Raw genomic sequence first — 24,096 nt, forward strand, 5'->3', positions numbered from 1 at the left:
GGCGGTGAGAGGGCGTGAGGGGGCGAGGTCAGGCGGGGGCCTTCTCCGCGTCGGGTTCGATGGAGCGGCGCCTGACGAGCAGCACGATGATCAGGACGGCCTGGAGGACGATGATGAGGGCCATGCCCGGGGACGCCTGGGGCTCGTCGCCGACGAGGTTGGAGAACAGGCTGGTGTCCCACAGCCCGTGCACGAGCATCGGCAGCAGGATGACGCCGCCGACGCGGAGGCACAGGTAGAAGAAGTAGCCCGACGTGGAGACGATGAGCGCCTGGAGGACGGCCTGCGCACCCGCCCCGATGGCGTTGCTGACGTGGACGAGGCCGAAGACGAGCGAGGAGAAGAGGGCGACCTTGCCCTCGGTGAGCCCGGCCCGGCGGAAGACCTGCACGCCGATGCCCCGGAACATGAGCTCCTCGCCCACGCCGACGAACAGGCCCAACAGGAGCAGGCAGGCCACCAGGGAGACGCTCTGGTCGCCGAGGTGACCGTAGTTCAGGCCTAGCAGGGCGACGGCCAGCATGGAGGCCGGGACCCAGCGCACCCAGCGGCGAACGGGTGCGCGGTAGTGCAGGACCTCGCCCCACCAGCCGAGCCAGGTCACGACGGCGGCGGCGAAGACGATCGACGCCCCGATCGGGATCAGAGCGTTGCGCACGAGGGATTCCGTGGTGGGGAACGCGCTGTCGGAGGAGCTGGTGTCCACGCCGGTCAGGAGTCCCAGGCCCTGGATGATGCCCGCGTACACGACGACGATCACCAGGAACCACGGCCACGCCAGTCGTCGCCCCGGCCGGCCGTCCCGTATCGCGCCCGTCTCGTCCCGCACCCGCGTCACCCTCTTCTCCGATGGCGCGAGCACTGCCGTCGCTCCGCCTGCCGTAGCCACACGGTCAGGTGCGGACTTTCCCAAAGATCTCATGCGGAACAGGGCAAAAGCCATGAGGTTCCCTGGGGTCGACGCCCCGGACCCCGGCCGGGGAGCTGATCCGTAATTGGTCGAAGGCGTGCCGGGAATGCCGTAGAGTTGTGTTTACCGACGCGGGGTGGAGCAGCTCGGTAGCTCGCTGGGCTCATAACCCAGAGGTCGCAGGTTCAAATCCTGTCCCCGCTACTGAAGACCCGGGCCCGGCACGCACAGCGTGCCGGGCCCGGGTCGTTTGCGGCGCCGTGCTGGTCAGGCTTGACCTTGACGCAGCGTAAAGATCTAGCGTTTCCGGCATGGAGTGGTCCATTCAGGAAATCGCCCGACAGGCCGGCACCACGAGCCGCACGCTCCGGCACTACGGAGACCTCGGCCTCCTCACGCCGAGCCGGATCGGGAGCAACGGCTACCGCTACTACGACCAGGACGCCCTCGTCCGGCTGCAGCGCATCCTGCTGCTGCGTGAGCTCGGTCTCTCGCTGCCCGCCATCAAGGACGTGCTCGTGGGGCAGCGGGACACCGCGGTGGCGCTGCGGGCGCATCTGCGGCTGCTCGAACAGGAACAGGCGCGCATCGGGCGGCAGATCGCCTCGGTGCGGACCACTCTCCACAAGACGCAGGAGGGGATGGAACTCATGGCCGATGAAGTGTTCGACGGCTTCGACCACACCGCCCACGAGCAGGAGGTCACCGAGCGCTGGGGCCGGGACGCGTACGAGGAGGGCGACCGCTGGTGGCGTTCGCTCGGGGACGAGCGGAAGAAGGCCTTCCAGGACGAGCACGAGGCCATCGCGCGCGCCTGGGGCCGGGCCAGGGAGGCGGGGCTCGCCGCCGACGGGGCGAAGGCGCAGGACCTCGCGCGGCGGCACTGCGCGTGGCTGTCCTCGGCCAAGGAGCCCAGCCGTTCGTACGTGATCGGGCTCGGCGAGATGTATGTCGCCGACCCTCGCTTCGGAAAGAACTACGATCGCTACGGGGACGGCACCGCCGCCTTCGTACGGGACGCACTGACGGTATACGCGGAACACCGGCTCTCCGACTGACCACGGAAGGCCGGACCGCCGTCCGCCTTCCCCCTATTCGGCCGATGCGGAGCAGCCGCTCGGCGCGGCTCCGGGAAGCCTGGGCGGGGCGCTGTACCGTCCGCAGCCGTGGGTGGACCGGGCAGGAGTGCACAGGTGGGGATGGCCGACGAGCGGCGCAGCGGCACGGCGGGGAGTTTCGACGCCGTGGGCCGGGTGGTGTTCGGGTCCCGGGAGGGGCAGCTGACGTCCGACGGGCGGCGCACCGGGCGGTTCGTCCGGATGCTGCCCGCCCTGCTGATCCTCGGCGGGCTGGTGTTCGACTGGCTGGCTCCGCCCAACTTCACGGCGGTTCCGCTGTTCGTCGCGGCCCCGTTGGTCGCCGCGCCGTTCTTCTCGAAGTCCCGGACCGTCCGTACGGGGATCGCCGCGGTCCTCTCCGTCATCGCGATGCGCCTCTCCGACGGGACGTCCACCCAGGTGGTCCCGGTCATCGAGATGATCACCGTGCTCACGGCCTCGGTGCTGGCCCTCGTCATCAACGGCGTCGTACGGCGCGGCAACGAGCAGCTGGCCTCGGCCCGGGTCATCGCGGAGACCGCCATGCGGGCCGTGCTGCCGACCCCGGCCGAGCGGATCGGCGGGCTCCAGGTGGCCGCGCGGTACGAGGCGGCGCAGGCGGACGAGTTCGTGGGCGGTGACCTGTTCGCCGTCGCGGACACCCCGTACGGCGTACGTGTCGTCGTCGGAGACGTACGCGGCAAGGGGCTGGACGCCGTCGAGGCGGTGGCGGTGATCATCGGGGCGTTCCGGGAGGCGGCCGAGCAGGAGCGTTCGCTGGAGGGCGTCGCTCAGCGGCTGGAGCGGGCGCTGGCCCGGGAGGGGACGCGGCGGTACGGGCTGGACGCCATGGAGGGGTTCATCACCGCCGTGCTGGCCGAGATCCCGCCCGGTGCGGCCTCGTTGCGCCTCGTCAACCGCGGTCACCCCGAGCCGATCCTGCTGCACGCGGACGGCGGCCTGGAGGTGCTGGCGCCCTCGGTGCCCGCCATGCCGCTGGGGATGGACCTGGGGGTGTGGCCGGACCGGTCCGACGAGTGGGCGATGCCCGCCGGGGCGACGCTCCTCGCCTTCACGGACGGCCTGTCCGAGGCCCGGGACCCGAACGGGGTCTTCTACGATCCGGCGGCCCGGCTGCGCGGCCGGATCTTCCCGGGACCGGAGGAGTTGCTGTCGGCGCTGACGGACGACGTACGGCTGCACACCGGCGGGCGGACCACGGACGACATGGCGCTCATCGCGGTCGGCCGGCCGGCGGAGGGGCAGCCCGTGCGCCGGACGACGGTGAAGATCGTGGGCCGGGGCGACGACTCCGGGCGGTGACGGGGCGTCGGCGGGCCGCCGGGAGATCAGCGGCAGGGCGGCGGTGGGGCGTCGGCGGGGTGAGGACACGGTGCGTGATCGAAGAGCACCGCTCCGCATAACACTTGACACACCGTCAGAAAAAGTGGTGTGGCTGAGTCGCGGTCAAGTCGCCCGATTGCGCCCGTTTGCCACCCGTACATCCCTGCCGTGTTCGTTAATGATCAACAGGAACAGCTTGGAATAGGGCCCGTCTGTCTATTAACGTTCGATAACGCAGCGCGGTCGTCACAGCCGTCGTCAGAGACGGCGCCGCGCGCGAGCGCCGAATTCCGCAAGGGAACCGGGGAACCACCTACATGGGGTGAATCGGACGCCTGCGTCTCGTGAGAGACGGAGGGGCCCGTAGGAGACCTTCCTGCTCCGAACCCGTCAGCTAACCCGGTAGGCGAGAAGGAAGGAAAGGAGTGCGCCCACGTGGCGTCCAACAAGCCTGCCCCTGAGGCCCCGTCACCCTTCAGTGCCGACACCTTCGGCGACGGGGAGCGCACCTGGGAGGAATGGAACCCCACCGCGGAGTCCATCCGTCCCGTGCGCGGCAAGCACCGCGTGGCCAAGCAGCGTGGTCTCGCCCGTAGCTCCACCGTCCTCGGGGTCGGTGTCATAGCGGCCGTCGGTGCGGGCGGCATGGCCACCGCGCAGGACAAGGCGCCGGTCTCCATCTCTCTTCCCGATTCCATCGTGGACAACCTCCCCGACGCCAAGTCCCTTCCCGGCGTCGGGTCTTTGATGTCCGACGAGGCGGAGGCCGCCCCGGTCGCCGCGTCCGCGCCGCTCACCACCGCCGGCCTCACCAGCGCCGAGGCGGAGCAGGGCACCGACGCCGGCGAGGCGCTGCGCGCCCGGATCCTCCAGCAGGCCGAGCAGCAGCAGGCCAGCGCCGACGCCGAGGCCAAGGCCGCCGCCGAGAAGGCAGCGGCCGAGACCGCCGCCGCCGAGGCCAAGCAGCAGCAGGACGAGGCCGAGGCCGCGGCCGCCGCGAAGAAGAAGGCGGCGGAGGAAGCGGCGAAGAAGAAGGCGGAGGCCGAGCGCCTCGCCAAGCTGGCCGCCAGCTTCTCCCTCCCCACCTCCTCGTACACGATCAGCTCGACCTACGGTCAGTCCGGCGCGATGTGGTCCTCCGGCCAGCACACCGGCCTCGACTTCGCCGGGTCCACCGGTGCGCCGCTCAAGGCCGTGCACAGCGGCACGATCACGTCGGCCGGCTGGTCGGGCTCGTACGGCTACCGCACGGTGCTCCAGCTCGATGACGGCACGGAGATCTGGTACGCCCACCAGTCCTCGATCGACGTCTCGGTCGGCCAGAAGGTCACCACCGGCCAGACCATCGGCCGCATGGGCGCCACCGGCAACGTGACCGGCACCCACCTCCACCTGGAGGTCCGCACCGCGGGCGGTTCCGCGATGGACCCGCTGGCCTGGCTGAACAGCAAGGGCCTGAACGTCTGACCTCCCGGCCCCGCGGCTGACGTCCCTCGTCGCCGCCACGCAACCCCGGCAGCCCTGACGCACACCCCCCGACGTCAGGGCTGCCGGTCTGTCCGGGCACGGCATCGCCCGCCGGGCGACGGAATACCGCACCCGCCCCGGCCCGTTGAACCCGCACATGACTTCCGCGCGCACTCTCGGCTCCTCCGACCTCCAGGTCTTCCCCCTCGCCCTCGGCGGCAACGTCTTCGGGTGGACGGCGGACGAGGACCAGTCCTTCGCCGTCCTGGACGCCTACGTCGCGGCCGGCGGCAACTTCGTCGACACCGCCGACGCGTACTCCGCCTGGGTCGAGGGCAACGAGGGCGGTGAGTCGGAGACCGTCATCGGCAAGTGGCTCGCCTCCCGCTCCAACCGGGCCGACATCGTCGTCGCCACCAAGGCCGGCGCCCATCCCGACCACCGGGGTCTGGCCGCCGGCACCATCAAGGGCGCGGCCGAGGCATCGCTGCGCCGCCTCGGCACCGACCACATCGACCTCTACTACACGCACTTCGACGACGAGACCGTCCCGGTCGAGGAGATCATCACCGCCCTCGACCAGCTGGTGAAGGAGGGCAAGGTGCGTCACATCGCTGCCTCCAACATCAGCCCCGAGCGCCTGCGCGCCTCCCTCGACTTCTCCGAGCGCGAGGGCCTCGCCCGGTACGTCGCCCTCCAGCCGCACTACAACCTGGTCTCCCGCGACACCTACGAGGGCGGTCTCCAGGACACCGCGGCCCGCGCCGGCCTCGCCGCCGTCCCGTACTACGCGCTCGCCTCCGGCTTCCTCACCGGCAAGTACCGCCCCGGTACGACCGTGGAGAGCGCCCGCTCGGCGAAGGCGGGCGGGCACCTGGAGTCGGAGCAGGGCCGCAGGGTGCTGGCCGCCCTCGACCGGGTCGCCGGGGAACGGGACGCCGAGATCGCCACGGTCGCCCTCGCCTGGCTCGCCGCACAGCCGACCGTCGCCGCCCCGATCGCCTCCGCCCGTACGGTCGAACAGCTCCCCGCCCTCGTCGCGGTCGCCGACCTGCGGCTGACCGACGACGAACTCGCCCTGCTCACCGAGGCGTCGGCCTGACGGAACCGGACGCCGGCGCCCCCGACGTCCGCTGCGGCTACGGCTACGTCGGCGGGCGACGGTGGCTGGGTGGCGCGCTGCCGTACGGCTGGGGCGGCGGGTAGGCGGCGGGGCCGTATCCGGACGCGTGTCCGTGCGTCTGTCCGTATCCGGGTGTGTGCCCGGGGCCGTAGGCGTGTCCGTACCCGTTGCCGTACCCGTGCCCGTCGGCGTACCCGCCTCCGTTTCCGTACGGCGACGGCATGGCGCGGGCGTGGTGGGCGCCCGGGCGGGCCGCGGCCCTGCCCCGCGTCCGGTCCGGCTGCCAGTGGCGGGCCAGGTCGCGGGCCATGCCCCGGGCCCGCATGGAGGAGAGCGCCGACGGCTCGGCGGGGGTGAGCCAGCCTGCCGCCGCGTAGGCGGGCAGCTCGGCCGCGAGGGCCCGCAGCTCCCGCTGGCGCGACCAGATCGCCAGCCAGGTCACCAGGCCGAACGCCGGGACCATGACGATCCCGTACACGGCGTAGAAGCCGTACGGTCCGAAGGACGACGAGCCGTTCCACAAGGCGTGCAGACCCATGGCCAGCACCAGCCCGAGCAGTGGCAGGGCGATCCGGCGGACCCGGTGGCGGCGGGCGCTGACGGCCGCGAAGCCGAAGCCGAGGCCGGTGAGGACCGTGAACAGGGGGTGCGCGAACGGCGACATCACGATCCGCACGAAGAACGTCCCGGCCGTCACCGAGGCGAACCCGGAGCTGCCCAGCTGCTGGTCCTCGCCGAAGGCGTTGCCCAGATAGAGGATGTTCTCGGTGAACGCGAAGCCCGTCGCGGTGAAGCCGGCGACGACGACGCCGTCCACCACCCCGCTGAACTCCCGTCTGCGGAACAGGAAGATCAGCAGCACGGCCGCCGCCTTCGCGCTCTCCTCGACCACGGGGGCGATCACCGTCGCCCCCAGGGTGTCGGCGCTCGCCGGATCGGCCGTCGCGGTCGCTATCCAGCGCGTCGCGAACGAGTTGGCGATGATCGCGACGAGCGCGGCGGCGCACGCGCCCCAGGCGAAGGAGAACAGCAGATTCCGCCAGGGCCCCGGCTCGACCCGGTCCAGCCAGCGGAAGGCCGCCATCAGGAGCGGCACCGGAAGCACCGCCAGGCCGAGACCGACGAGGAACCCCTCCGGGCCGGTCTGCTCCCGGACGAGTGCCAGGATCACCAGCCCGCACAGCACGAGCGCCACGATCACGGCCCCGGCGCGGAACACCTTGCTGCGCCACACCATGCCGACGCGGTGCGGCCGGTAGCGTCCTCGGCCGCGCTCCGGAGCGGCGCCCAGGACCTCGTCGAGCCGCTGCTCACGGAGGACCGGGACGGCGGGTCGAGCCTGCTGATGCTGCACGGAGGGGTCGGACACCTCTCGACCCTAACGAGAGCACCGACAACCGGCGACGGCGCATCCGGCCAGGACCTGGCCGTACGGCGCGGTGAGCGGCCGGATGCGGGCGGTGCGTCAGACGCGGGCGAACAGCAGGTCGTGGACGACGTGCCCCTTGTCCAGGCCCTGTCCTTCGAACCGGGTGAGCGGGCGGAACGCGGGACGCGGGGCGTACCCGCCGTCGGCCGCGGTGTTCTCGAAGCGGGGGTGCGCGGTGAGCACGTCCAGCATCTGCTCGGCGTACGGCTCCCAGTCGGTCGCGCAGTGGACGATGGCGCCGGGCCTCAGCACCGGGGCCACCAGGTCCAGGAACTCGGGCTGGATCAGGCGCCGCTTGTGGTGCCGGGCCTTGGGCCAGGGGTCGGGGAAGTAGACCCGCAGGCCGTCGAGCGACTCGGGGGCCAGCATCTCGCGCAGCAGGATGACGGCGTCGCCGTTGGCCACCCGTACGTTGGTCGAGCCGGCCTTGTCCGCGAGGCCCAGCAGATTGCCCTGGCCGGGCGTGTGGACGTCGACCGCGAGGATGCCGGTGCCCGGGTCGTCCGCCGCCATCTGCGCGGTGGCCTCGCCCATGCCGAAGCCGATCTCCAGGACGACGGGCAGGCCGTCGAAGAGGTCGGCCAGGTCCAGGACGCGCTGTCCGTCGATGTCCAGGCCCCACTGCGGCCACAGCCGCTCCAGGGCGTCCTGCTGGCCGGTCGTGACCCGGCTGCGGCGCGGCTGGAAGCTGCGGATGCGGCGCTCGTGGTGCGAGCCGGCGGGGTCGGCGGCGGGGCCGCCGGGGAAGCGGGGCTCCTGGCGCAGTCGCCGTGCGCGCTCGAAGGAGGCGGCCCGCAGCGCGGCGGCTTCGTCGGCGGCGGCTTCGGCGGAGGCGGGGTTCAAGGGCTGCTCAGACACAATGACCGGATTCTACGGCGGGCGGCTTCCACCCCGTCCCCTGAGCCCGGCGCAGCGCGAGCCGTGCCACCTCCCGGCCGATGGGCAGGCACGCCGTCGCGGCGGGCGACGGGGCGTTGAGCACATGCACGGTGTGCGGGGCCTCGCGGATCAGGAAGTCGTCGACCAGCGTGCCGTCCTTCAGCACCGCCTGGGCCCGGACCCCGGCGGGCGAGGGGCGCAGGTCGTCCTCGGTGACGGCGGGCAGCAGCCGCTGGACGGCCCGGGTGAACGCGGACCGGGACAGCGAGCGGTGCACCTCGCCCGCCCCGTACCGCCAGTGCCTGCGGGCGATTCTCCAGGTGCCCGGCCAGCTCAGCGTGGACAGCAGTTCGGCGGGGCGGACCTGCGGCCAGGTGTATCCCTCGCGGGCCAGGGCGGGGACCGCGTTCGGCCCGACGTGGACGGAGCCGTCGAAGCCCCGGGTGAGGTGGACGCCGAGGAAGGGGAACGCCGGGTCCGGCACCGGGTAGACCAGGCCGCGCACCAGCTCGGGGCGGGCCAGCGCGTAGTACTCGCCGCGGAACGGCACGATCCGCACCCCCGGGTCGTCCCCGGCGAGACGCGCCACCCGGTCGCAGTGGAGGCCCGCGCAGTTGACCAGCACCCTGGCCCGGACGACCGGGCCGTCCGCCGTGCGCACCGCGACGCCCCAGGGGCGCCGGTCTATCGCGGCGACCTCCGCGCCGTACCGCACGATGCCGCCCGCGGCGGTGATCTCGGCGGCGAAGCGCCGGGCGACGGCCGTGAAGTCGCAGACGCCCGTCGTGCCGACCCGGATCGCCGCGAGGCCCCGGACCTCCGGCTCGTACTCCGCGATCTGGGCGGGGCCCAGCTCCCGCACGGGCAGTCCGTGCTCGCGGCCGCGCTGCACCAGGCCGTGCAGCCGGGGCAGCTCGGAGCGCTCGGTGGCGACGATCAGCTTGCCGGTGGTGGCGTGGGCGATGGAGTGCTCGGCGCAGAAGTCCGCCAGCTCGGCGGAGCCGCGCAGCGCGTACCGGGCCTTGAGGGAACCGGGGCGGTAGTAGATGCCGCTGTGGATCACGCCGCTGTTGCGGCCGGTCTGGTGGCGGGCGGGGCCGTCCTCCTTCTCCAGGACCGTCACCCGGGTGCCCGGCGCGGACCGTACAAGCGCGTACGCGGTCGACAGACCGACGATCCCGCCGCCGATCACCAGCACATCGCAGTCGTACTCCGCGTGCGTCATCATCACGCCACCTCCCACCCCGATAGTGCACTGACCCACTGACAACCGGCTCAAACCCCGGCCGGGCAAGGCGTGGCGCACACTCCGCCCGGCGGGTCGCCCGCCGGGCGGCTTCCGTCGCCCTGTTCAGCCCTGTTCAGCCCTGTTCAGCCCTGCTCAGCCCGGGGTGACCAGCAGCGGGCGGGCCCGCTCCCGCAGCTCCGCGACGCGGGGCTCGTCCCCGTACGGCTCCAGGCGGTGGAGCAGATCGCGCACGTACTCCGTGGTGCGGGCCGAGGAGATCCGCCCGGCGACCTCCACCGCCCGGGTGCCCGCCGCGCAGGCCGCGTCCAGATTGCCCGATTCAAGCTCGGCGACCGCGGAGACGACGAGCCGCAGTCCGTGACTGCGGACGAACTCCTCGGTCGGCCGGGACAGCGCCTGCTCGGTGAAGCGCCGCGCCTGGCGGGGGGCCTTCAGGTCCCGGTAGCACTCGGCGGCGTCGGCGGCGAACCGGTCGTAGCCGTAGAAGCCGAGCCAGGGCGGGTCGGAGTCGCCGGCCCGGGACCTCTCCAGCCAGCTTTCCGCGCCCTTGAGCGCGCCCCCCGCGGCCGGTGCGTCGCCGGCCTTCGCGTGGGCACGGGCCTCCACCAGCCGGAAGAAGCTCATGGTGCGGGCGGTGGCGAGACCGCGGTTGCGCTCGACTGCCGCCTGGGCGAGGTCGACGCCCTCGTCGGCGAAGCCGCGGTAGGTCGCCTGGAGGGACATCGAGGCGAGGACATAGCCGCCGAGCGGGACGTCCGCGGCGGCCCGGGCCAGGCGCAGGGCCTGGATGTAGTAGCGCTGGGCGGCCTCCTGCTGGCCGGTGTCGAAGGCCATCCAGCCCGCCAGGCGGGTCAGCTCGGCGGACGCGCCGAACAGGGCCCGCCCGACCTCGTCGGTGTACGAGCCGAGGAGCAGCGGTGCGGCGTCGACGCGTAAGCACTCGGGAACCATGGAGGAGCGCCAGTCGCCGCCGCCGTACTTGGAGTCCCAGCGCCGGGCGTCCTGCGCCGCCTCACGCAGCTTCGACACATCGCTGTGCCCGACCCGCAGCGGTGAGGCGTCCGCCACGGCCTCCGGGCCGGGCTGGAGCGGGACGGAGGCCGCCGTGCCGGGTGTGGCGCCGCCGGTGTGGAGGAGGTGTGCGCCCCGGGCGTCCGGCGCGGTGCCCGGTCCGCGGGCGCCGGCCCCGCCGGAGCTCTCGGATCCGCCGCCGCGCGCCCCGAGGACGGCGGCCCGCGCCGCCGTCGGGTCCCGGGCCACCGACGGATCGGCGGGGGTTATCAGCCAGCGCGAGGCGGGCGTCGCGTAGGCGCTCACGGAGAACGATCCCGCCAGGGACTGCCATATCCCGCCGCCGCCCCGGCGCCCGGCCAGATCCAGCCGGTACAGCTCGGTCGCCGACCGGACCGCCTCGCCCACGTCCCGGGGGAAGGCGAGGCCGACCTCCGGGGCGGGGTCCGCGTCGGCCAGGCCGATCTCGTGCAGCGGGACCGGCCGGCCGAGCTTGGCCCCGATCGCCGCCGCGATGAGATGCGGCGCCGCGCCCTGCGGCACCATTCCCTTGGCGACCCACCGGGCCACCGAGGTCTTGTCGTAGCGAAGTGTCAGACCGCGCTGTGCTCCGAGGTCGTTGACCCGCCGGGCGAGCCCGGCGTTACTGATTCCCGCGAGGGCGAGAACCGTGCCGAGCTTCTCGTTCGGCCCGCGTTGCTCCCTGGACATGCGCCACCCCTCGACACACAGACAGCCGCCGCGTCACCGAGGACGGCGCGCGGCATTCGTACCGATGCCTCCCCAGGTTCGAACCTCCGTACTCCGCCTGCACACGCATGTGGCCGAGCCCCGAGGAATATGCCCCCCTGCTGAGAACACCAGTAAACACAGCGTAGTTCTCCCTATCCCTACCGTTAAGGGGCAGACGTCCGGATGGCGGGATTGTTGTCCGTGCGGGCGGTCCGGCCCGCCCGGGCGGCGGCGCGCGGGCCGGGGTCCGGCGTGCTCCCGGTGTGTGGCCGTGCGCCTGGCCGTGCGCTCTGGCCCGGCCGTCGCCGTGACGCTTGTCTGGGACCTGCGTGGGTCGGCCCGCTGCACTGGACTCAGTGGGCTGGGGGAAACCGCCGCTCCATTCCCCGCGGGCGGTGGACCGGTCCGGGAGGTGAGGCCCACCTCCCGGACTGTGCGTGGAAGGGTTCGCCGGGGGGCGCGGCACGACATGCGCGCAGGGTGGCGCTTCGAGAGAATGGCCGAATAGCGACGGTCCGGTGAGGGTCTGGCCAACGGTCCGACTATGGCCGGATATCGGCGCTGTTTCCGGGCGGCGCCGGCCCCTCCCCGTTCACGGGGGCGGGCCGGGGCGGCGCGGGGACCGGTCGGCCCCGCCTCCGTAACTCCCGGAACCGACAGTTCCGTTGCCGTCGTCGCGGTGAAGACCACACCGGGCCTTTGCCAGGGGCGCATGCTCTTCCGGCGTGCGCTGCCCGTACACCCTCTCCTGCGGCATTGTCGTGGCAGCATGTCCCGCAGCGGCGTTTCGCTCGTCAAGTGCGCCGTTTGTCCACAGCCTGTGGAGGCGGCGATGCGTTGGTTGGTGGGATGGAGCAGTATCGCCGCGAGCTTCGGCACCGTCGGAGCCGTCGGAAACGGCGGAGAGGGGCGCACGGTTCACCCCGTGGGCTCCCAACTCCTGTGGGGAGACCCGGATCCGCTGTGGGCGGTCGGCGACTGGCGGCCCGACGAGATCCGCGTCATCGGCGTCGCGACCCCCGAAGGGGCGCCCACCGCCCGCCTCGCGGTCCTCGGCTGCTGCGGCGCCACCGACGAGCAGCTGCGCGTCGGGCTGCTCTCCGCGCGGGGCGGCGCGATGCGCCATCTCACCGCCTGGCCCGGCAGTTACACCGCCGTCGTGCAGATCGGCCGCCGCATCACCGTCGCGGGCGACCTCGCCGGAGCCCGGCCCGTCTTCCACACCCCCTGGGCCAACGGCACCGCCTTCGCCACCGCCGCCCTGCCGCTCGCCGACCTCATCGAGGCCCAGCTCGACATCGGGCACCTCGCCGCCCTGCTCGCCTGCCCCGAGACCCCCGAGGCCCTCGGCGACGGCACGCCCTACGTGGGCGTGAAGCGGGTCCCGCCGGGCCACGCGCTCATCCTGCGGGAGGGCTCGCGGGAGATCACCGGATACGAGGCCGTCGCCTCGCTCGCCGTCGCCGCACCCCAGGCCGACCCGGTGCACGCCGTGGAGGGCGTACGGGACGCGCTCGTCGAAGCCGTACGCGCCCGGCTCACGGCCCCGCGCCACGCGCCGGAAGCCCAGCCGCCGGACCCGGGGCCCGTCCCCGGCATGGGCCCCGCCGACCGGCGCGCGGCCCGGGGCGGACCCGTGGCGGGCATCGGCGCCGACCTCTCCGGAGGCAGTGCCTCCGCCACCCTCGCCCTGCTCGCCTCCGGGCTGCCCGGGCTCCCCGGCACCCTCCTCGGCCACGGCACCGGCGCGGGCGAGCGTCTCCTCGCCGTCACCTTCAACGACCTCACCACCCGCGGCGACGAGGACGAGCTGGAGCGCGCCCGCGCCATCGCCGCCAACCCCCGCCTGCACCACGTGGTCGTCGCGGCGGGCGAAGAGGCCCTGCCGTACGCCTCGTTGGAGGCCGGCGCGCTCACCGACGAACCGGCCCCCTCCCTCGTCCTCGCCGAACGCCACCGCCGCCGGCTCTCCGCGGGCAGCGCCGACCACCTCGTCGGGCACGGGGCCCGACAGGTCCTGGACGCCCACCCGGCCCGCCTCGCCGACCTCCTGATGGACCGGCGCAGACGCCACCTGCTGCGCCCCGTCGCCGCCCTGACCAAGGCCGAAGGGCCCACGGCGCACTCCCTGTTCGTCCCGCTGACGGTCTACCGCGCCGCCCGCCGCCTGGCCCGTACGTCGTACCGCACCGGCCTGGAGTCCGCCGCAGGACTCCTCCCCGACGCCAACCGCCACGCCCCCGGCCTCGGCACCCCGGCCGACGCCTCGCTCGCCGCCCTCGCCTGGTCGCGCCCGGGGCCGGCGGCGCGCTGGCTGACGGGGGAGGCGCTGGCCGAAGTATCGGTTCGCCTCCAGGAGGCGGCGATCCGGCCCGCTTCCGTGCAGCGCCCGGGGGAGGCCCGGGCCCGCGCCGCGCTCGCCCGAGGGGCCGCCGACCACCGGATCCTGGAACAGGCCGCGGAGATCCGCAGCCAGCGCCTGCACGCCCCGTTCCTCGACAACCAGGTCGTCCGGGCGGCCCGCGCGCTGCCCGAGTCCCTGCGCGTCCAGCCCGGCGCACGGGCCGCGATCCTGCGCCGGGTGCTCGGCGGGGCGGGCATCCACGAGCTGCCGCCCGGCTGGGGCGCGCCCTCCCAGGCCACCTCCACCGCCGTCACCCGCACCGGCCTGCGCATCGCGCTGCCCGACCTGATGGCCCTCTTCGACGCGCCGCTGCTGGCCGACGCGGGCCTGGTCGAGGCCCGGGTGGTCCGCAAGGCCCTGCGCGCCGCCTCCGAGGGCGAGCCGCTGCCCCTGGACGGTCTGGCGGACCTGGCCTCCACCGAACTGTGGCTGCGCCGCCTGCTGGCCCGGCGCGGAACCTGCTGGACGGGTACGGCCGCTCCGCGCCAGCGCGCGGTCGCGGGCGGTGTGATCCCCGCCCGGCGCACGCTCCAGCCCTGACCGGAAACGCTCCGGTCCTGGCCGGAAAGCGATGCCGGAAAGCGCGGCCCGGGAAGCGCGGCCCGGGGCGCGCGTACGGCTCAGGCGCAGCTGATCCGGGACTCCGCCCAGTCGGCGAGAGCCACTTCGCCGAACGGCGTCCGAGGCTCCACGACGAGACGGATCGAGGACTGGCCGGCGATGTTCACGCTCACCGGGACGGCGGGATCGCCGCCCTCCACCACCGGGGAGCGCCACAGCCGGGCCCCGTCCCCGTCGAACACGGAGAAGCGCACGGAGCCGAGCCCCATGGTCAGATCGTCCACGCCGACCATGGCCTCGTAGCGCGTGCAGGACCGGTTCAGCCGGATGGTCACCGAGGAGCGGGCGTGCACGGTCACCCCGTGCGCGTAACGGGTGGAGGCGATGGACACGTTCGAGCGCTGCCAGACCCAACTGCTCTGCCCCACCACGATCTCCGGCTCGCTCCGGTCGCCGAACACGGAGTACGCCAGCTCGCTGACCTGGTACACCTCCGGGGCGGGCGGGGGCGGCGTGGGCTTCGGGGGCTTCGGCGTCGGCTTCGGGGCCGGCGGCGGGCTCGGCGCCGGGGGCGCGGGCTTCGGCGGCGGCTCGGGGGAGGGCGTGGGGCTCGGCTTCGGCTCCGGGACCGGCTCGGACGGGGCCGGGGGTGCGGGGGCGGCCGGAGGCTTCGGTGCCGGTTCCGCGGACGGCGGGGGAGGCGGGGGAGGCGGCGTGGGCACGGCGGGCGCCACGACCGGCGGCTTCGCGACCGGCTCGGGCTCCGGCTTCGGCCGGTCGTCGCCGACGAGCGCCCACACCAGACCGGCCGCGGCGGCCACCACCACGGCGGCGGCGATCCCCGCCTTGGCGGGCGCGCCGAGCCCCTCGGAGGCGGCCGCACCTCCGGCGGCCCCACCGGCCGAACCGGACCCGGTGGCCGCCGCGGCGGCTCCCGCTCCGGCGGCCCCTGCCGCGCCGCCGGCCACGACGCCGGCGGCCTTGAGCGCATACCCGGCGGCGAACCATCCGATGACCGCGACCGGCAACAGCGCCGGAATCCCGGCGTTGACATGATCCAACTCGCCTGCCGCCAGACGGCACTTGGCGCATGCGTCGAGGTGCTTGCGCAGCCCGCGTTCGGCCCGGGTCCGCAGACCGCCCCGGGCGTGGGCGCCGAGCCGGTCGGCGTACTGCGCGCAGTCCCCGCCGGTGGTGAGCGCCCGGCTGACGTGGGCCTGGAGGTAGGCCTGCTTGAGCCCTTCGCGGGCGCGGCTGGCCAGGACGGCGGTGGCGTTGGCGGTGAGGCCGAACAGCGGGGCGACCTCGCTCGGCGACTCCTCCTCCACCGTGGTGTGCCACAGGACCGCCTGCCAGCGCTCCGGGAGGCTCCGGAACGCCTGCATCGCCATCGTCTGCTCGGCCTCGTGCATCGCGAGGACGTCGGCGCCGAGGTCGAGGGTGTCGTCGTCGGAGAGCTCGGCGGAACGGGAGGCCTGGGCGGCGAACACCGCGAAGTCGTCGACCAGATGCTCGCGCTTCGCACTCTTCGTCCAGGCGGCGGCGACATGGCGGACGGCGGTCATCAGATAGGCCCGGACCGCTTCCGTCGGCCCTTTCCCGCCCCGTACGGCCTGGAGCGTGCGCGCGAACACCTCGGCCGTCAGGTCGTCGGCGGTGTGCGCGTCCCGGCAGCAGCTACGGGCGTAGCGCAGGACGGCGCCCGAATGCCGCCGGAACAGCTCCTCGTAGGCCTGGTCGTCGCCGGCGCGCATGTCCTCGATCAAGCGGGCGTCGGACAGCCCGAGATCGGGGGCCCCGCTGCGGCCCGCGCGCTGCTGCGGAACCGCGTGGGCGTCGATCGCGCCGGAGGCGTCCTCCTCGGCGACGGCGGGCCACGGGCCGGGCAGGACGGTGCCGCCCTCGGCCGCACCGTCCGACGGGCCGCGCACGGCCTGGGGCGGCACCTGCCCGGCGGACGGCCCGTCCGCCTTCGTGTCCCCGTCTGCCGCCGCGATCTCGCCGAGCGGCTCTTCCTGCTGCTCGTTACCGCTCATCGCGGAAGCCCCCGTAAACACCCTTGGACCCGAATACCGGCCAAGACTGCCACATGGCTCAATCGCGCTGGCGCCTCAGCCCCGCCAACCACTCATCCGGGGCGTTTTCTCGAATGCGAGTACTAGAGGCCCTGCTTTTGGGGAATGACTCTCCGCTGATTCGTCCACCGGAACCCGCTCGGCGTTCGCCTTCACCGGCCGCGCGCATCCGCCCGTCCGCATCCGCCCGTCCGCCCGGCGCTGCGGGCGAGACGGATGGATGGACGGACGGACGGACGGAAGCGGACCGTTGAGAGACCGGGACGACCGATACGGGACGGCCCGGCACAGGCTCACCGGCACGGGATCACCCATGCGGGACCGATGCCGGGCGAGCGGGGCCGGGGCCACCGACGTCACGCCGGGCGCGACCTGAGCCCCTCCAGCAGGATGTCCAGCAACCGGGCCGAGGCCGCGGCCTGCTGAGCGGCGTCCGGCAGGGAGGGAGCCGCCGTGGCGATGACCAGCAGCACATCGGCCACCGTCACGTCCCGGCGCAGCTCACCGGAGTCCCGCGCCCGGTCCACCAGCCGCCCCACGACCTCCAGCAGCTCGACCGCGCCGGTGTCCTCACCGAGGCCGTCGAACCCGTCGGCGCCCCCGGACCGCCTGCCGACGACGCGGAAGTCGTCCTGGCCCACTCCCTGCCGCTGCTGTGGAACGCGGGTCTCGTCCACCGCGCCCGGAGCCGTGCTCGCCCCGGGAGCCGCCGGCGCACCCGGCTCCTCCCCGTCGGCGTCGGCCCCGACCCGCAGCACGTGCGGCGGCAGCAGCCTGCCGGCGCCCGACGCCACGGACGTACGCAGGAAGCGGGAGAGCGCCGACCAGGGCTTCTCCTCCTGCCCCAGCGCCGTACGCGCCTGCTCGGTCAGCCGTGAGGTCTCCTCCTCGGCTATCCGGCGCACCAGCACGTCCTTGCTCGGGAACCGCCGGTAGACGGTGCCCACGCCGACGCGCGCGCGACGCGCCACGTCCTCCATCGGAGCGCCGTAACCCAGCTCCCCGAACACCTCGCGAGCCGCCCGCAGCACGTGCTCCAGATTGCGCTGTGCGTCGACGCGCAGCGGAGCCGAGCGCGGCGCGCTCGCGGTCACCGCCCCTCCCGCAGTCGCCGTTCCCGACGTCGTCGCCCCGCTCGGGGCGTGTCCGGCAGCGGCCGAACCCATCGCAGCGGCACTCACCGCCGCCGCGGAACGCACGGCGTCCGCCGAGCTCATGACGCCGAGCGCTCCCACGGAGCCGAGGCGTCCTTGGTCCTCGGACGCGCGCGAGAGCGCAGCCTGGCCATGCTTATCCTGAATATGCATAACTTCCCCCGGTTATGACGTCTCCCCCCGGAGACTTCCCGCCGTTTCAGTCGAGGAGCGGAGCACAACGAAATCCGCACACGACACCCCGACGGGTTACGAACATAGTTGAGCCCGCGTCAATTCAGAAGGGGGTAGTTCCGCATGGGGCGCCCCCCGATCGGACCAAGATCCGATCGACACCGGAACATCGCCCCTCCACTTACCGCGTGCGTAGCGCCTGACCTGCGCGGCTGTCGCTCCTCGCCTCCCACGCACCCCGAGGGCCGTGAGGGAACCTCCGGTCACACAATTTGCCGGGCCTGTGGACAAACCACTGACTCCGTTGCGTCATGGGGTGGTGATGGCTCCAGATTCCCGGGGGACGACCCCCGGCACCCGGCCAGGTGTGCGCATTCTCGTCGTCGGCGGCGGCTACGTCGGGATGTACACAGCGCTGCGTCTCCAACGGAAGCTGAAGCAGAGACTGAAGCGCGGCGACGCCGAGATCGTGGTGGTCACGCCCGAGCCGTACATGACGTACCAGCCCTTCCTCCCCGAAGCGGCGGCCGGCTCGATCTCGCCGCGCCACGTGGTCGTGCCGCTGCGCCGCGTCCTGAACGACTGCACGATCGTCATCGGCGAGGCCCAGCGCGTCGACCACGCCAAACGGACCGCGACGGTCACCACCCTCGCCACCGGTGAGGACGGCACCGGCGCCCTGGAGATCGCGTACGACGAGGTCGTCATCGCACCCGGATCCGTCTCGCGCACCCTGCCCGTCCCCGGTCTCGCCGAGTTCGGCATCGGTTTCAAGACCGTCGAGGAGGCCATCGGGCTGCGCAACCACGTCATCGAGCAGATGGACATCGCCTCCGCGACCCGCGACCCCGCGATCCGCGACGCCGCTCTCACCTTCGTCTTCGTCGGCGGTGGCTACGCGGGCGTGGAGGCGCTGGCCGAACTGGAGGACATGGCCCGCTACACGGCGCGGTACTACCACAACATCAAGCCGGCCGACCTGAAATGGATCCTGGTCGAGGCCTCCGGGCGCATCCTCCCCGAGGTCGGCGAGACCATGGGCACGTACGCCATCGGGGAGCTGCGCGGCCGGAACATCGACGTACGCCTCGACACCCGCCTCGACACCTGCGAGGACCGCGTCGCCGTTCTCAGCGACGGCTCCCGCTTCCCCACCCGCACCCTCGTGTGGACCGCGGGCGTCAAACCGGCCCCGCTGCTGGCCGCCACCGACCTGCCCCTCACCGAACGAGGCCGGCTCCGCTGTACCGCCACCCTCGGCGTCGAGGACATGCCGCACGCCTGGGCCGCCGGCGACGCCGCGTCCGTACCCGACCTGACCGCCGCCGAACCGGGCCGCGAGACCGCCCCCAACGCGCAGCACGCGGTGCGACAGGCGAAGGTCCTCGCCGACAACGTCCTCGCCTCGGTCGACGGGCGGCCGCTCAAGGAGTACCGGCACGCGTACGTCGGATCGGTCGCCTCCCTCGGCCTGCACAAGGGCGTCGCCCACGTCTACGGTCGCAAGCTCAAGGGCTACCCCGCCTGGCTGATGCACCGTGCGTACCACCTCAGCCGGGTCCCGACGTTCAACCGGAAGGCGCGCGTCCTTGCCGAATGGACCCTGTCCGGCCTCTTCAAACGCGAGATCGTCTCCCTCGGCTCGCTGGAACATCCCCGTGCCGAGTTCGAACTCGCGGCGGGCGGCGGCTCCGGGACCTCGGGCCTCCCCGGCCCCGGCCGTCGGAAAGGGCCCGGAGAACCGCCGGACGACCGCCGGACGGACGGCTGACCGCCGGCTGACGGGACGTACCCGGCGCGGCGCCCCGGCCAGGCAGCCGACAAGGGGCTCCGACCGCACATCCGACCCGGGCCGGCACCGGACCGATCGAGGGGCACCACGGCGACGGGGGCGGCGACTGTCAGTACGGTCGGTCACACTGGACGTGTGACCATAGGTGGGCCCACACCTGCACAGAGTGACCCGGTCGGCAGTAACCAACAGTGACCAGCAGCGACGCACCAAGCACGACGAGGCCCGGCTGCGCCTTCCCGGGGGCATGGCCCCCGGTGCCCCCGAACACGGCAGAAGAAGCAGCCCGCCCGAGCGGACCAGACCGACACACGAGGCCAGAAATACCGTGAACTTCACGCGTTGGAGCGCCCGCCTTCCCGGAACGCAGCGCCGAGCCGCCGCGCGGGACGACCGTAGTTCCGTGCCGGCGGCCCGAGCCGAGTCCGCCCGGGCGGACGGCTCGCCCGCTCTGCTGGACGACGTCTCCCCGGCGCCCTCCGGCCCCGCCGCGACGGAGGCCCTCCCCGGACCCGCCCTCGACGACCTCTCCGCCCGCGAGATCCTCGCCCGGCTCCCCGCCCCCGTCGCCCTGCTGCACGGCCCGGACCACCGCGTCGCGTACGTCAACGACGCCTACGAGGCCGCGTTCGGCCCCCGCCCGTGCGGCGTTCCCGCGGCCGAGGCCATGCCCGAGCTGACCCAGCTCAGCGTGGTCCCGCTGCTCGACCAGGTCCTGCGCAGCGGCACCGCCCGGACGGTCAAGTCCCGCAGGACCGCCGAGGGCGGTTCGTACACCGTGACCTGCACCCCTGTCGCCGCCTGGGGCAACACGGCGGACGAGAGAGACGAGGGAGACAAGGGAGACGACAGCACGGCAGGGGACAAGGGAGGCGACGGCAGGGCCGACGGCAAGAGAGAAGGCGGCGTCCTCGTGTACGCCGCCGACGTCACCGACCACGCCGAAGCCGCCGAACGACTGCGCACCAGCGAGCGCCGCCACCGTGAAACGGCCGTCACCCTCCAGCGCTCACTCCTCCCGCAGGAGCTGGAACAGCCCGACGACCTCCGCATCGCCGCCACCTACCAGCCCGGCGGAACCGACGCCGCGGTGGGCGGCGACTGGTACGACGTCATCACCCTCGGCGCGGGCCGCACCGCCCTGGTCATCGGCGACGTGATGGGCCGCGGGGTCCGGGCCGCCGCCGTGATGGGCCAGCTCCGCACCGCCGTCCGCGCCTACGCCCGGCTCGACCTCCCGCCGCACGAGGTGATCCAGCTGCTGGACGGCCTCGCCGCCGAGATCGACGCCAGCCAGATCGCGACCTGTGTCTACGCCGTCCACGATCCGAACGAGGGGCAGCTCGTCTACGCCTCCGCCGGACACCTCCCGATCCTCGTCCGCGACGAGGACGGCACCGTCCACCGCGCCGCCGACCCCACCGGCCCCCCGCTCGGCACCGGCGGCTGGGTCCACACCTCGGGCACCATCGCGCTGCCGCCCGGCTCCACCGCGGTCCTCTACACGGACGGCCTGGTCGAACGCCGCAGCGAGGACATCGACGAGGGCGTCGCCTCACTGGCCCGCGCCCTCTCGGGCGCCAAGGGATCACCACAGGTGGTCTGCGACCGGCTGATCCGCTCCCTCGGCGTGACCGCCGAGCACGACGACGACGTGGCGGTCCTGGTGGTCCAGCACCCCGCCCGTACCGGGTCGAACGCGGAGCTGTTCCACAACGCCGCGCTCGACCTCCTCGGCGGAGTCGAGGCCGCCCCGCGCGCCCGCGCCTTCGCCACCGGGGTCCTGAGCTCCTGGCGCTTCCCCGTCGAGCTCCGCGACCTGGGGGTCCTCGCCACCAGCGAACTGGTCGCGAACTCCCTCCAGCACGGCACCCCGCCGATGCGCCTGGGACTGCGCCGTACGGACCGCCGGCTGATCATCGAGGTCACCGACGGCGACGACCACCTGCCGCGCCGCCGCCAGGCCGAACCGGCGGACGAGGCGGGCCGAGGCATCTCGATCATCGCCTCGATCGCCACCTCGTGGGGCAGCCGGCGCACGCCGGGCGGCGGCAAGGCGGTCTGGTGCGAGTTCGCCCTGCCGCGGTGAGCAGGGCCGCCGCTCCGTCAGTGACCGGCGGAAGCGGCGGCGGAGGCCGAGGGAGACCCGGCCCCGGCGGCTCCGGCCTCCGCGCCGTCCCCGCCCTCGGGCAGTGACACCGCCACCACCCGCGACGGGACGACCGCGAGCGACGGCTGGTCCTGTACGGGGGTGAGCCGACGCCCGAGCCGCAGGGCGAGCCACGTGATGCCCAGCGAGAACAGCACGAAGGTCACGATGTACGGGCCGTGCAGCGACGCCCCCATCGGCCCGCCGACTGCCGGACCGACCGCGAGCGCGAGCTGCTTGCACAGGGCGAACGCCGAGTTGTACTGCCCGACCATCGACTCCGGCGCCAGATCGGCGACCAGCGGGGCGACGGTCGGCGACAGCATCGCCTCACCCAGCCCGAACAGCGCGTACGTCGAGATGAACGCGGCCGTCGCCATGGCCTGGCTGCCGTGGCCCAGCCCCGCGTACCCCGCCACGATCCAGGCGAACGCCCAGATCAGGCCGACCGCGGCGATGACCCGGCTGCGCCGCCGCCGCTCCACGAGCCGCAGCACGACGAACTGCGCCACGACGATGACCGCGGTGTTGGCGGCCAGCGCGAAGCCGAGGGTGGAGGGCTCGATCCCGGCGGCCTCCGTGCCGTACGCGGCCAGGCCGGACTCGAACTGCCCGTAGCAGGCGAAGAACAGCACGAACCCGAGCACACACAGCTGCACCATGGCGCGGTGCGAGAGCAGCGCCCGCAGGCCCCCGCCCTTCGCGGCGGAACCGTCCGCAGGGCGGATCCCGCCGAGCGAAGCCGGACGGGGCATGCGCACGGTCGTCACGACGACGCCGAGCACCACGAACATCACGGCCTCGATCAGGAAGAGCATCGTGAAGCTCGCCGGACGGCTCACGTCCACCAGCTGCCCGCCGACGAGTCCGCCGAGGCCGAGCCCCAGGTTCTGCAGGAAGAACTGCGTGGCGAAAGCCCGCGTACGGGTCGCGGTGCTGGAGCACCACACGAGCATCGTGGCGAGGGCCGGCTGCATGACGGCCGTGCCCGCGCCCAGGACCGCGGCGGACAGCACGGCGGCCGGAACACTGCTCGCGAACCCCAGGGCCGCCGCCCCCACGGAGGCCAGAACGGAGCCCACCACCAGCACGGGCAACGGGCCCCGCCGGTCGATGGCCCGCCCGGTGAACGGCAGGACGGCCAGCGCTGCCATCGCGAAGGCCGCCAGGACGACTCCCGCCGTCCCGGCGCCCAGATCCCGTACCTGCGCCACGTAGACGTACAGATACGGGACGGTGAACCCGAGCCCGAACGCGCTCAGCGCGCTGCCCAGCTGGATCCGCCGCAGCGCTGCGCCCATCTCCCTGGTCACACTCACCTACCTCAAGAACTCGAAGGCCCCGAGCGCGGAGCGTCGAGACCTGACACGAAGAAATCAGACTCGAAGACTTTAGCACTAAAGTTAGAAGGTGAAAACTACAGAGTGAAGGACTTCAGGGGGTGGAGGCGTGCCATACTGCCCGCCATGTCTGAGAGCACCGAGGAGCCCGGCCCCCACGAGCCGAGCCTCGACGAACAGATCGCCGCCTATCAGCGCGAGTTCCGCGACCTGGACCTCCAGGTCGAACAGGTCGTCTCCGCGCTGGGCCGGCTGAACCGCCGGATGAACGTCGCGTACGGGAGACAGCTCGCCGCGCTCGGCATCAGCAACGCCGAGTGGGAGGTCCTCAAGACCCTGGTCCTGGCCGGCGCCCCCTACCGTCTGGGCCCGGGCGAGCTGGCGAAGCGCCTCGGCCTCACTCCGGCCGCCATGACCCATCGCATCGACCGGATGGCCGGCGAGGGCCTGGTCACCCGCGACCGCGACGAGAACAACCGGGTCCGCGTCATCGTCGAGCTGACGGACGAGGGCCGTACGAAGTGGCTCGAGGCGATGCGCATGGCGAGCGACTTCGAGGAGGACCTCCTCCAGGACCTCTCCGGAGGCGAGCGCGGTGTCCTCGGCGAGCTGCTGGTCCGCCTCCTGCGCCGCGTGGAGCACGCCCAGCCGGACGCCGGAGGCCGGCTCACCGACCTGGACTGAAGACGGCAGGACAGAGGCCCTGCGGAGGCCACCGGGGGAGGGTTGACACGCCCCTGGTAGATCCGTAAAGTTCTCCGAGTTGTCACGGAGCCGGACGGTTCCGAGGCAGCCGATCCCGCCGCGAACGCGGCAACCAAACTTCAGCACGATCTCCCACTTGGGATGATTTCGGCATGCCGGAATTCATTGCGAAGGCCCGATTATGAGCCGCCGGGGGAATCCGCTAGAGTTTGAGCGTCGGAACGGCCCAACGGTCGTGAGGACAAGCCCCGCTGACTGGGAATCAGGCCCGAAAGAATCTGATAGAGTCGGACTCGCCGGAAAGGGAAAACGCGAAAGCGAAGGACCTGGAAAGCGAGATGCGAGGCCCGCTTCGACCGGGAATCGGACACGAAAGAGTCTGATAGAGTCGGAAACGCAGGACAGCAAGACAAAGTAGTAAACGAAGGGAAGCGCCCGGAGGGCCCCGGTGATACGGGACCGAAGGAAGCGTCCGTTCCTTGAGAACTCAACAGCGTGCCA

16 protein-coding genes, 1 tRNA gene and 1 riboswitch are annotated in these 24,096 nt (G+C 73.1%); of the genes, 9 read left to right on the top strand and 8 right to left on the bottom strand.

The features are described 5' to 3' along the window. Positions 1 to 28: 28 nt before the first annotated feature. On the bottom strand, positions 29 to 829 hold the full coding sequence (locus ACIRJT_RS24550) for a type II CAAX prenyl endopeptidase Rce1 family protein (RefSeq protein ID WP_403912605.1): 801 nt from the start codon (positions 827 to 829) through the stop codon (positions 29 to 31). A 211-nt stretch (positions 830 to 1,040) separates the two neighbouring features. On the opposite strand from ACIRJT_RS24550, the gene ACIRJT_RS24555 reads away from it, so the two are divergent. The 5 genes from ACIRJT_RS24555 (at position 1,041) to ACIRJT_RS24575 (ending at position 5,920) form a co-directional block, all read left to right on the top strand. Then, positions 1,041 to 1,114, top strand: a tRNA-Met gene (locus tag ACIRJT_RS24555). A gap of 107 nt (positions 1,115 to 1,221) precedes the next feature. After that, positions 1,222 to 1,968: a MerR family transcriptional regulator gene (locus ACIRJT_RS24560; RefSeq protein ID WP_403912607.1), complete on the top strand. Its 747-nt coding sequence runs from the start codon at positions 1,222 to 1,224 to the stop codon at positions 1,966 to 1,968. 141 nt (positions 1,969 to 2,109) lie between these two features. After that, positions 2,110 to 3,330: a PP2C family protein-serine/threonine phosphatase gene (locus tag ACIRJT_RS24565; RefSeq protein WP_403912664.1), complete on the top strand. Its 1,221-nt coding sequence runs from the start codon at positions 2,110 to 2,112 to the stop codon at positions 3,328 to 3,330. 292 nt (positions 3,331 to 3,622) lie between these two features. Further along, positions 3,623 to 3,775: riboswitch (cyclic di-AMP (ydaO/yuaA leader) on the top strand. A gap of 11 nt (positions 3,776 to 3,786) precedes the next feature. After that, the gene (locus tag ACIRJT_RS24570; protein ID WP_403912610.1) at positions 3,787 to 4,818 is read left to right on the top strand and encodes a M23 family metallopeptidase; all 1,032 of its coding nucleotides are present in this window, start codon (positions 3,787 to 3,789) and stop codon (positions 4,816 to 4,818) included. A gap of 157 nt (positions 4,819 to 4,975) precedes the next feature. Continuing rightward, the gene (locus tag ACIRJT_RS24575) at positions 4,976 to 5,920 is read left to right on the top strand and encodes an aldo/keto reductase (protein WP_403912612.1); all 945 of its coding nucleotides are present in this window, start codon (positions 4,976 to 4,978) and stop codon (positions 5,918 to 5,920) included. Positions 5,921 to 5,963: 43 nt separating this feature from the next. Here the strand turns inward: ACIRJT_RS24575 and ACIRJT_RS24580 are convergent, their stop codons facing one another. The 4 genes from ACIRJT_RS24580 to ACIRJT_RS24595 all read right to left on the bottom strand — a co-directional run bounded on the left by ACIRJT_RS24580 (position 5,964) and on the right by ACIRJT_RS24595 (position 11,220). Continuing rightward, on the bottom strand, positions 5,964 to 7,310 hold the full coding sequence (locus ACIRJT_RS24580) for a PrsW family intramembrane metalloprotease (RefSeq protein ID WP_403912614.1): 1,347 nt from the start codon (positions 7,308 to 7,310) through the stop codon (positions 5,964 to 5,966). A gap of 96 nt (positions 7,311 to 7,406) precedes the next feature. After that, positions 7,407 to 8,228: a tRNA (guanosine(46)-N7)-methyltransferase TrmB gene (trmB, locus tag ACIRJT_RS24585; RefSeq protein WP_403912617.1), complete on the bottom strand. Its 822-nt coding sequence runs from the start codon at positions 8,226 to 8,228 to the stop codon at positions 7,407 to 7,409. Next, positions 8,221 to 9,477, bottom strand: a complete 1,257-nt coding sequence (gene lhgO / locus ACIRJT_RS24590; RefSeq protein ID WP_403912620.1) for an L-2-hydroxyglutarate oxidase — start codon at positions 9,475 to 9,477, stop codon at positions 8,221 to 8,223. The genes trmB and lhgO overlap by 8 nt, the downstream gene beginning before the upstream one ends. 153 nt (positions 9,478 to 9,630) lie before the next feature. Beyond that, positions 9,631 to 11,220 (bottom strand): sporulation protein, encoded by a 1,590-nt coding sequence (locus ACIRJT_RS24595; protein ID WP_403912623.1) that lies wholly within the window; start codon positions 11,218 to 11,220, stop codon positions 9,631 to 9,633. Positions 11,221 to 12,073: 853 nt separating this feature from the next. Between ACIRJT_RS24595 and ACIRJT_RS24600 the strand changes: the two genes are divergently transcribed. Further along, positions 12,074 to 14,185, top strand: coding sequence for an asparagine synthase-related protein (locus ACIRJT_RS24600; RefSeq protein WP_403912625.1), 2,112 nt, complete (start codon positions 12,074 to 12,076; stop codon positions 14,183 to 14,185). Between the two features lie 80 nt (positions 14,186 to 14,265). Here the strand turns inward: ACIRJT_RS24600 and ACIRJT_RS24605 are convergent, their stop codons facing one another. Together ACIRJT_RS24605 and ACIRJT_RS24610 are read right to left on the bottom strand one after the other, a co-directional pair. After that, complete coding sequence (locus ACIRJT_RS24605) at positions 14,266 to 16,242, bottom strand: sigma-70 family RNA polymerase sigma factor (RefSeq protein ID WP_403912627.1); 1,977 nt, start codon at positions 16,240 to 16,242, stop codon at positions 14,266 to 14,268. Positions 16,243 to 16,637: 395 nt separating this feature from the next. Continuing rightward, entirely contained in the window at positions 16,638 to 17,588 is a 951-nt protein-coding gene (locus ACIRJT_RS24610; RefSeq protein WP_403912630.1) for a TetR/AcrR family transcriptional regulator, read from the bottom strand. A gap of 343 nt (positions 17,589 to 17,931) precedes the next feature. Here ACIRJT_RS24610 and ACIRJT_RS24615 point away from each other — a divergent pair, with 343 nt between their 5' ends. Next, positions 17,932 to 19,380, top strand: a complete 1,449-nt coding sequence (locus ACIRJT_RS24615) for an NAD(P)/FAD-dependent oxidoreductase (protein WP_403912633.1) — start codon at positions 17,932 to 17,934, stop codon at positions 19,378 to 19,380. Positions 19,381 to 19,729: 349 nt separating this feature from the next. Continuing rightward, positions 19,730 to 21,490 carry a SpoIIE family protein phosphatase gene (locus ACIRJT_RS24620; protein WP_403912636.1) on the top strand — a complete coding sequence of 587 codons (1,761 nt, stop codon included), beginning with the start codon at positions 19,730 to 19,732 and terminating at the stop codon, positions 21,488 to 21,490. Positions 21,491 to 21,507: 17 nt separating this feature from the next. Here ACIRJT_RS24620 and ACIRJT_RS24625 read toward each other — a convergent pair whose 3' ends face one another. After that, complete coding sequence (locus ACIRJT_RS24625; protein WP_403912667.1) at positions 21,508 to 22,851, bottom strand: MFS transporter; 1,344 nt, start codon at positions 22,849 to 22,851, stop codon at positions 21,508 to 21,510. Positions 22,852 to 23,016: 165 nt separating this feature from the next. Between ACIRJT_RS24625 and ACIRJT_RS24630 the strand changes: the two genes are divergently transcribed. Next, complete coding sequence (locus ACIRJT_RS24630) at positions 23,017 to 23,574, top strand: MarR family winged helix-turn-helix transcriptional regulator (RefSeq protein ID WP_403912638.1); 558 nt, start codon at positions 23,017 to 23,019, stop codon at positions 23,572 to 23,574. Positions 23,575 to 24,096: the final 522 nt, after the last annotated feature.

It is taken from the genome of Streptomyces sp. NPDC102283 (genome assembly GCF_044766265.1).
Classification (GTDB): Bacteria; Actinomycetota; Actinomycetes; order Streptomycetales; family Streptomycetaceae; genus Streptomyces.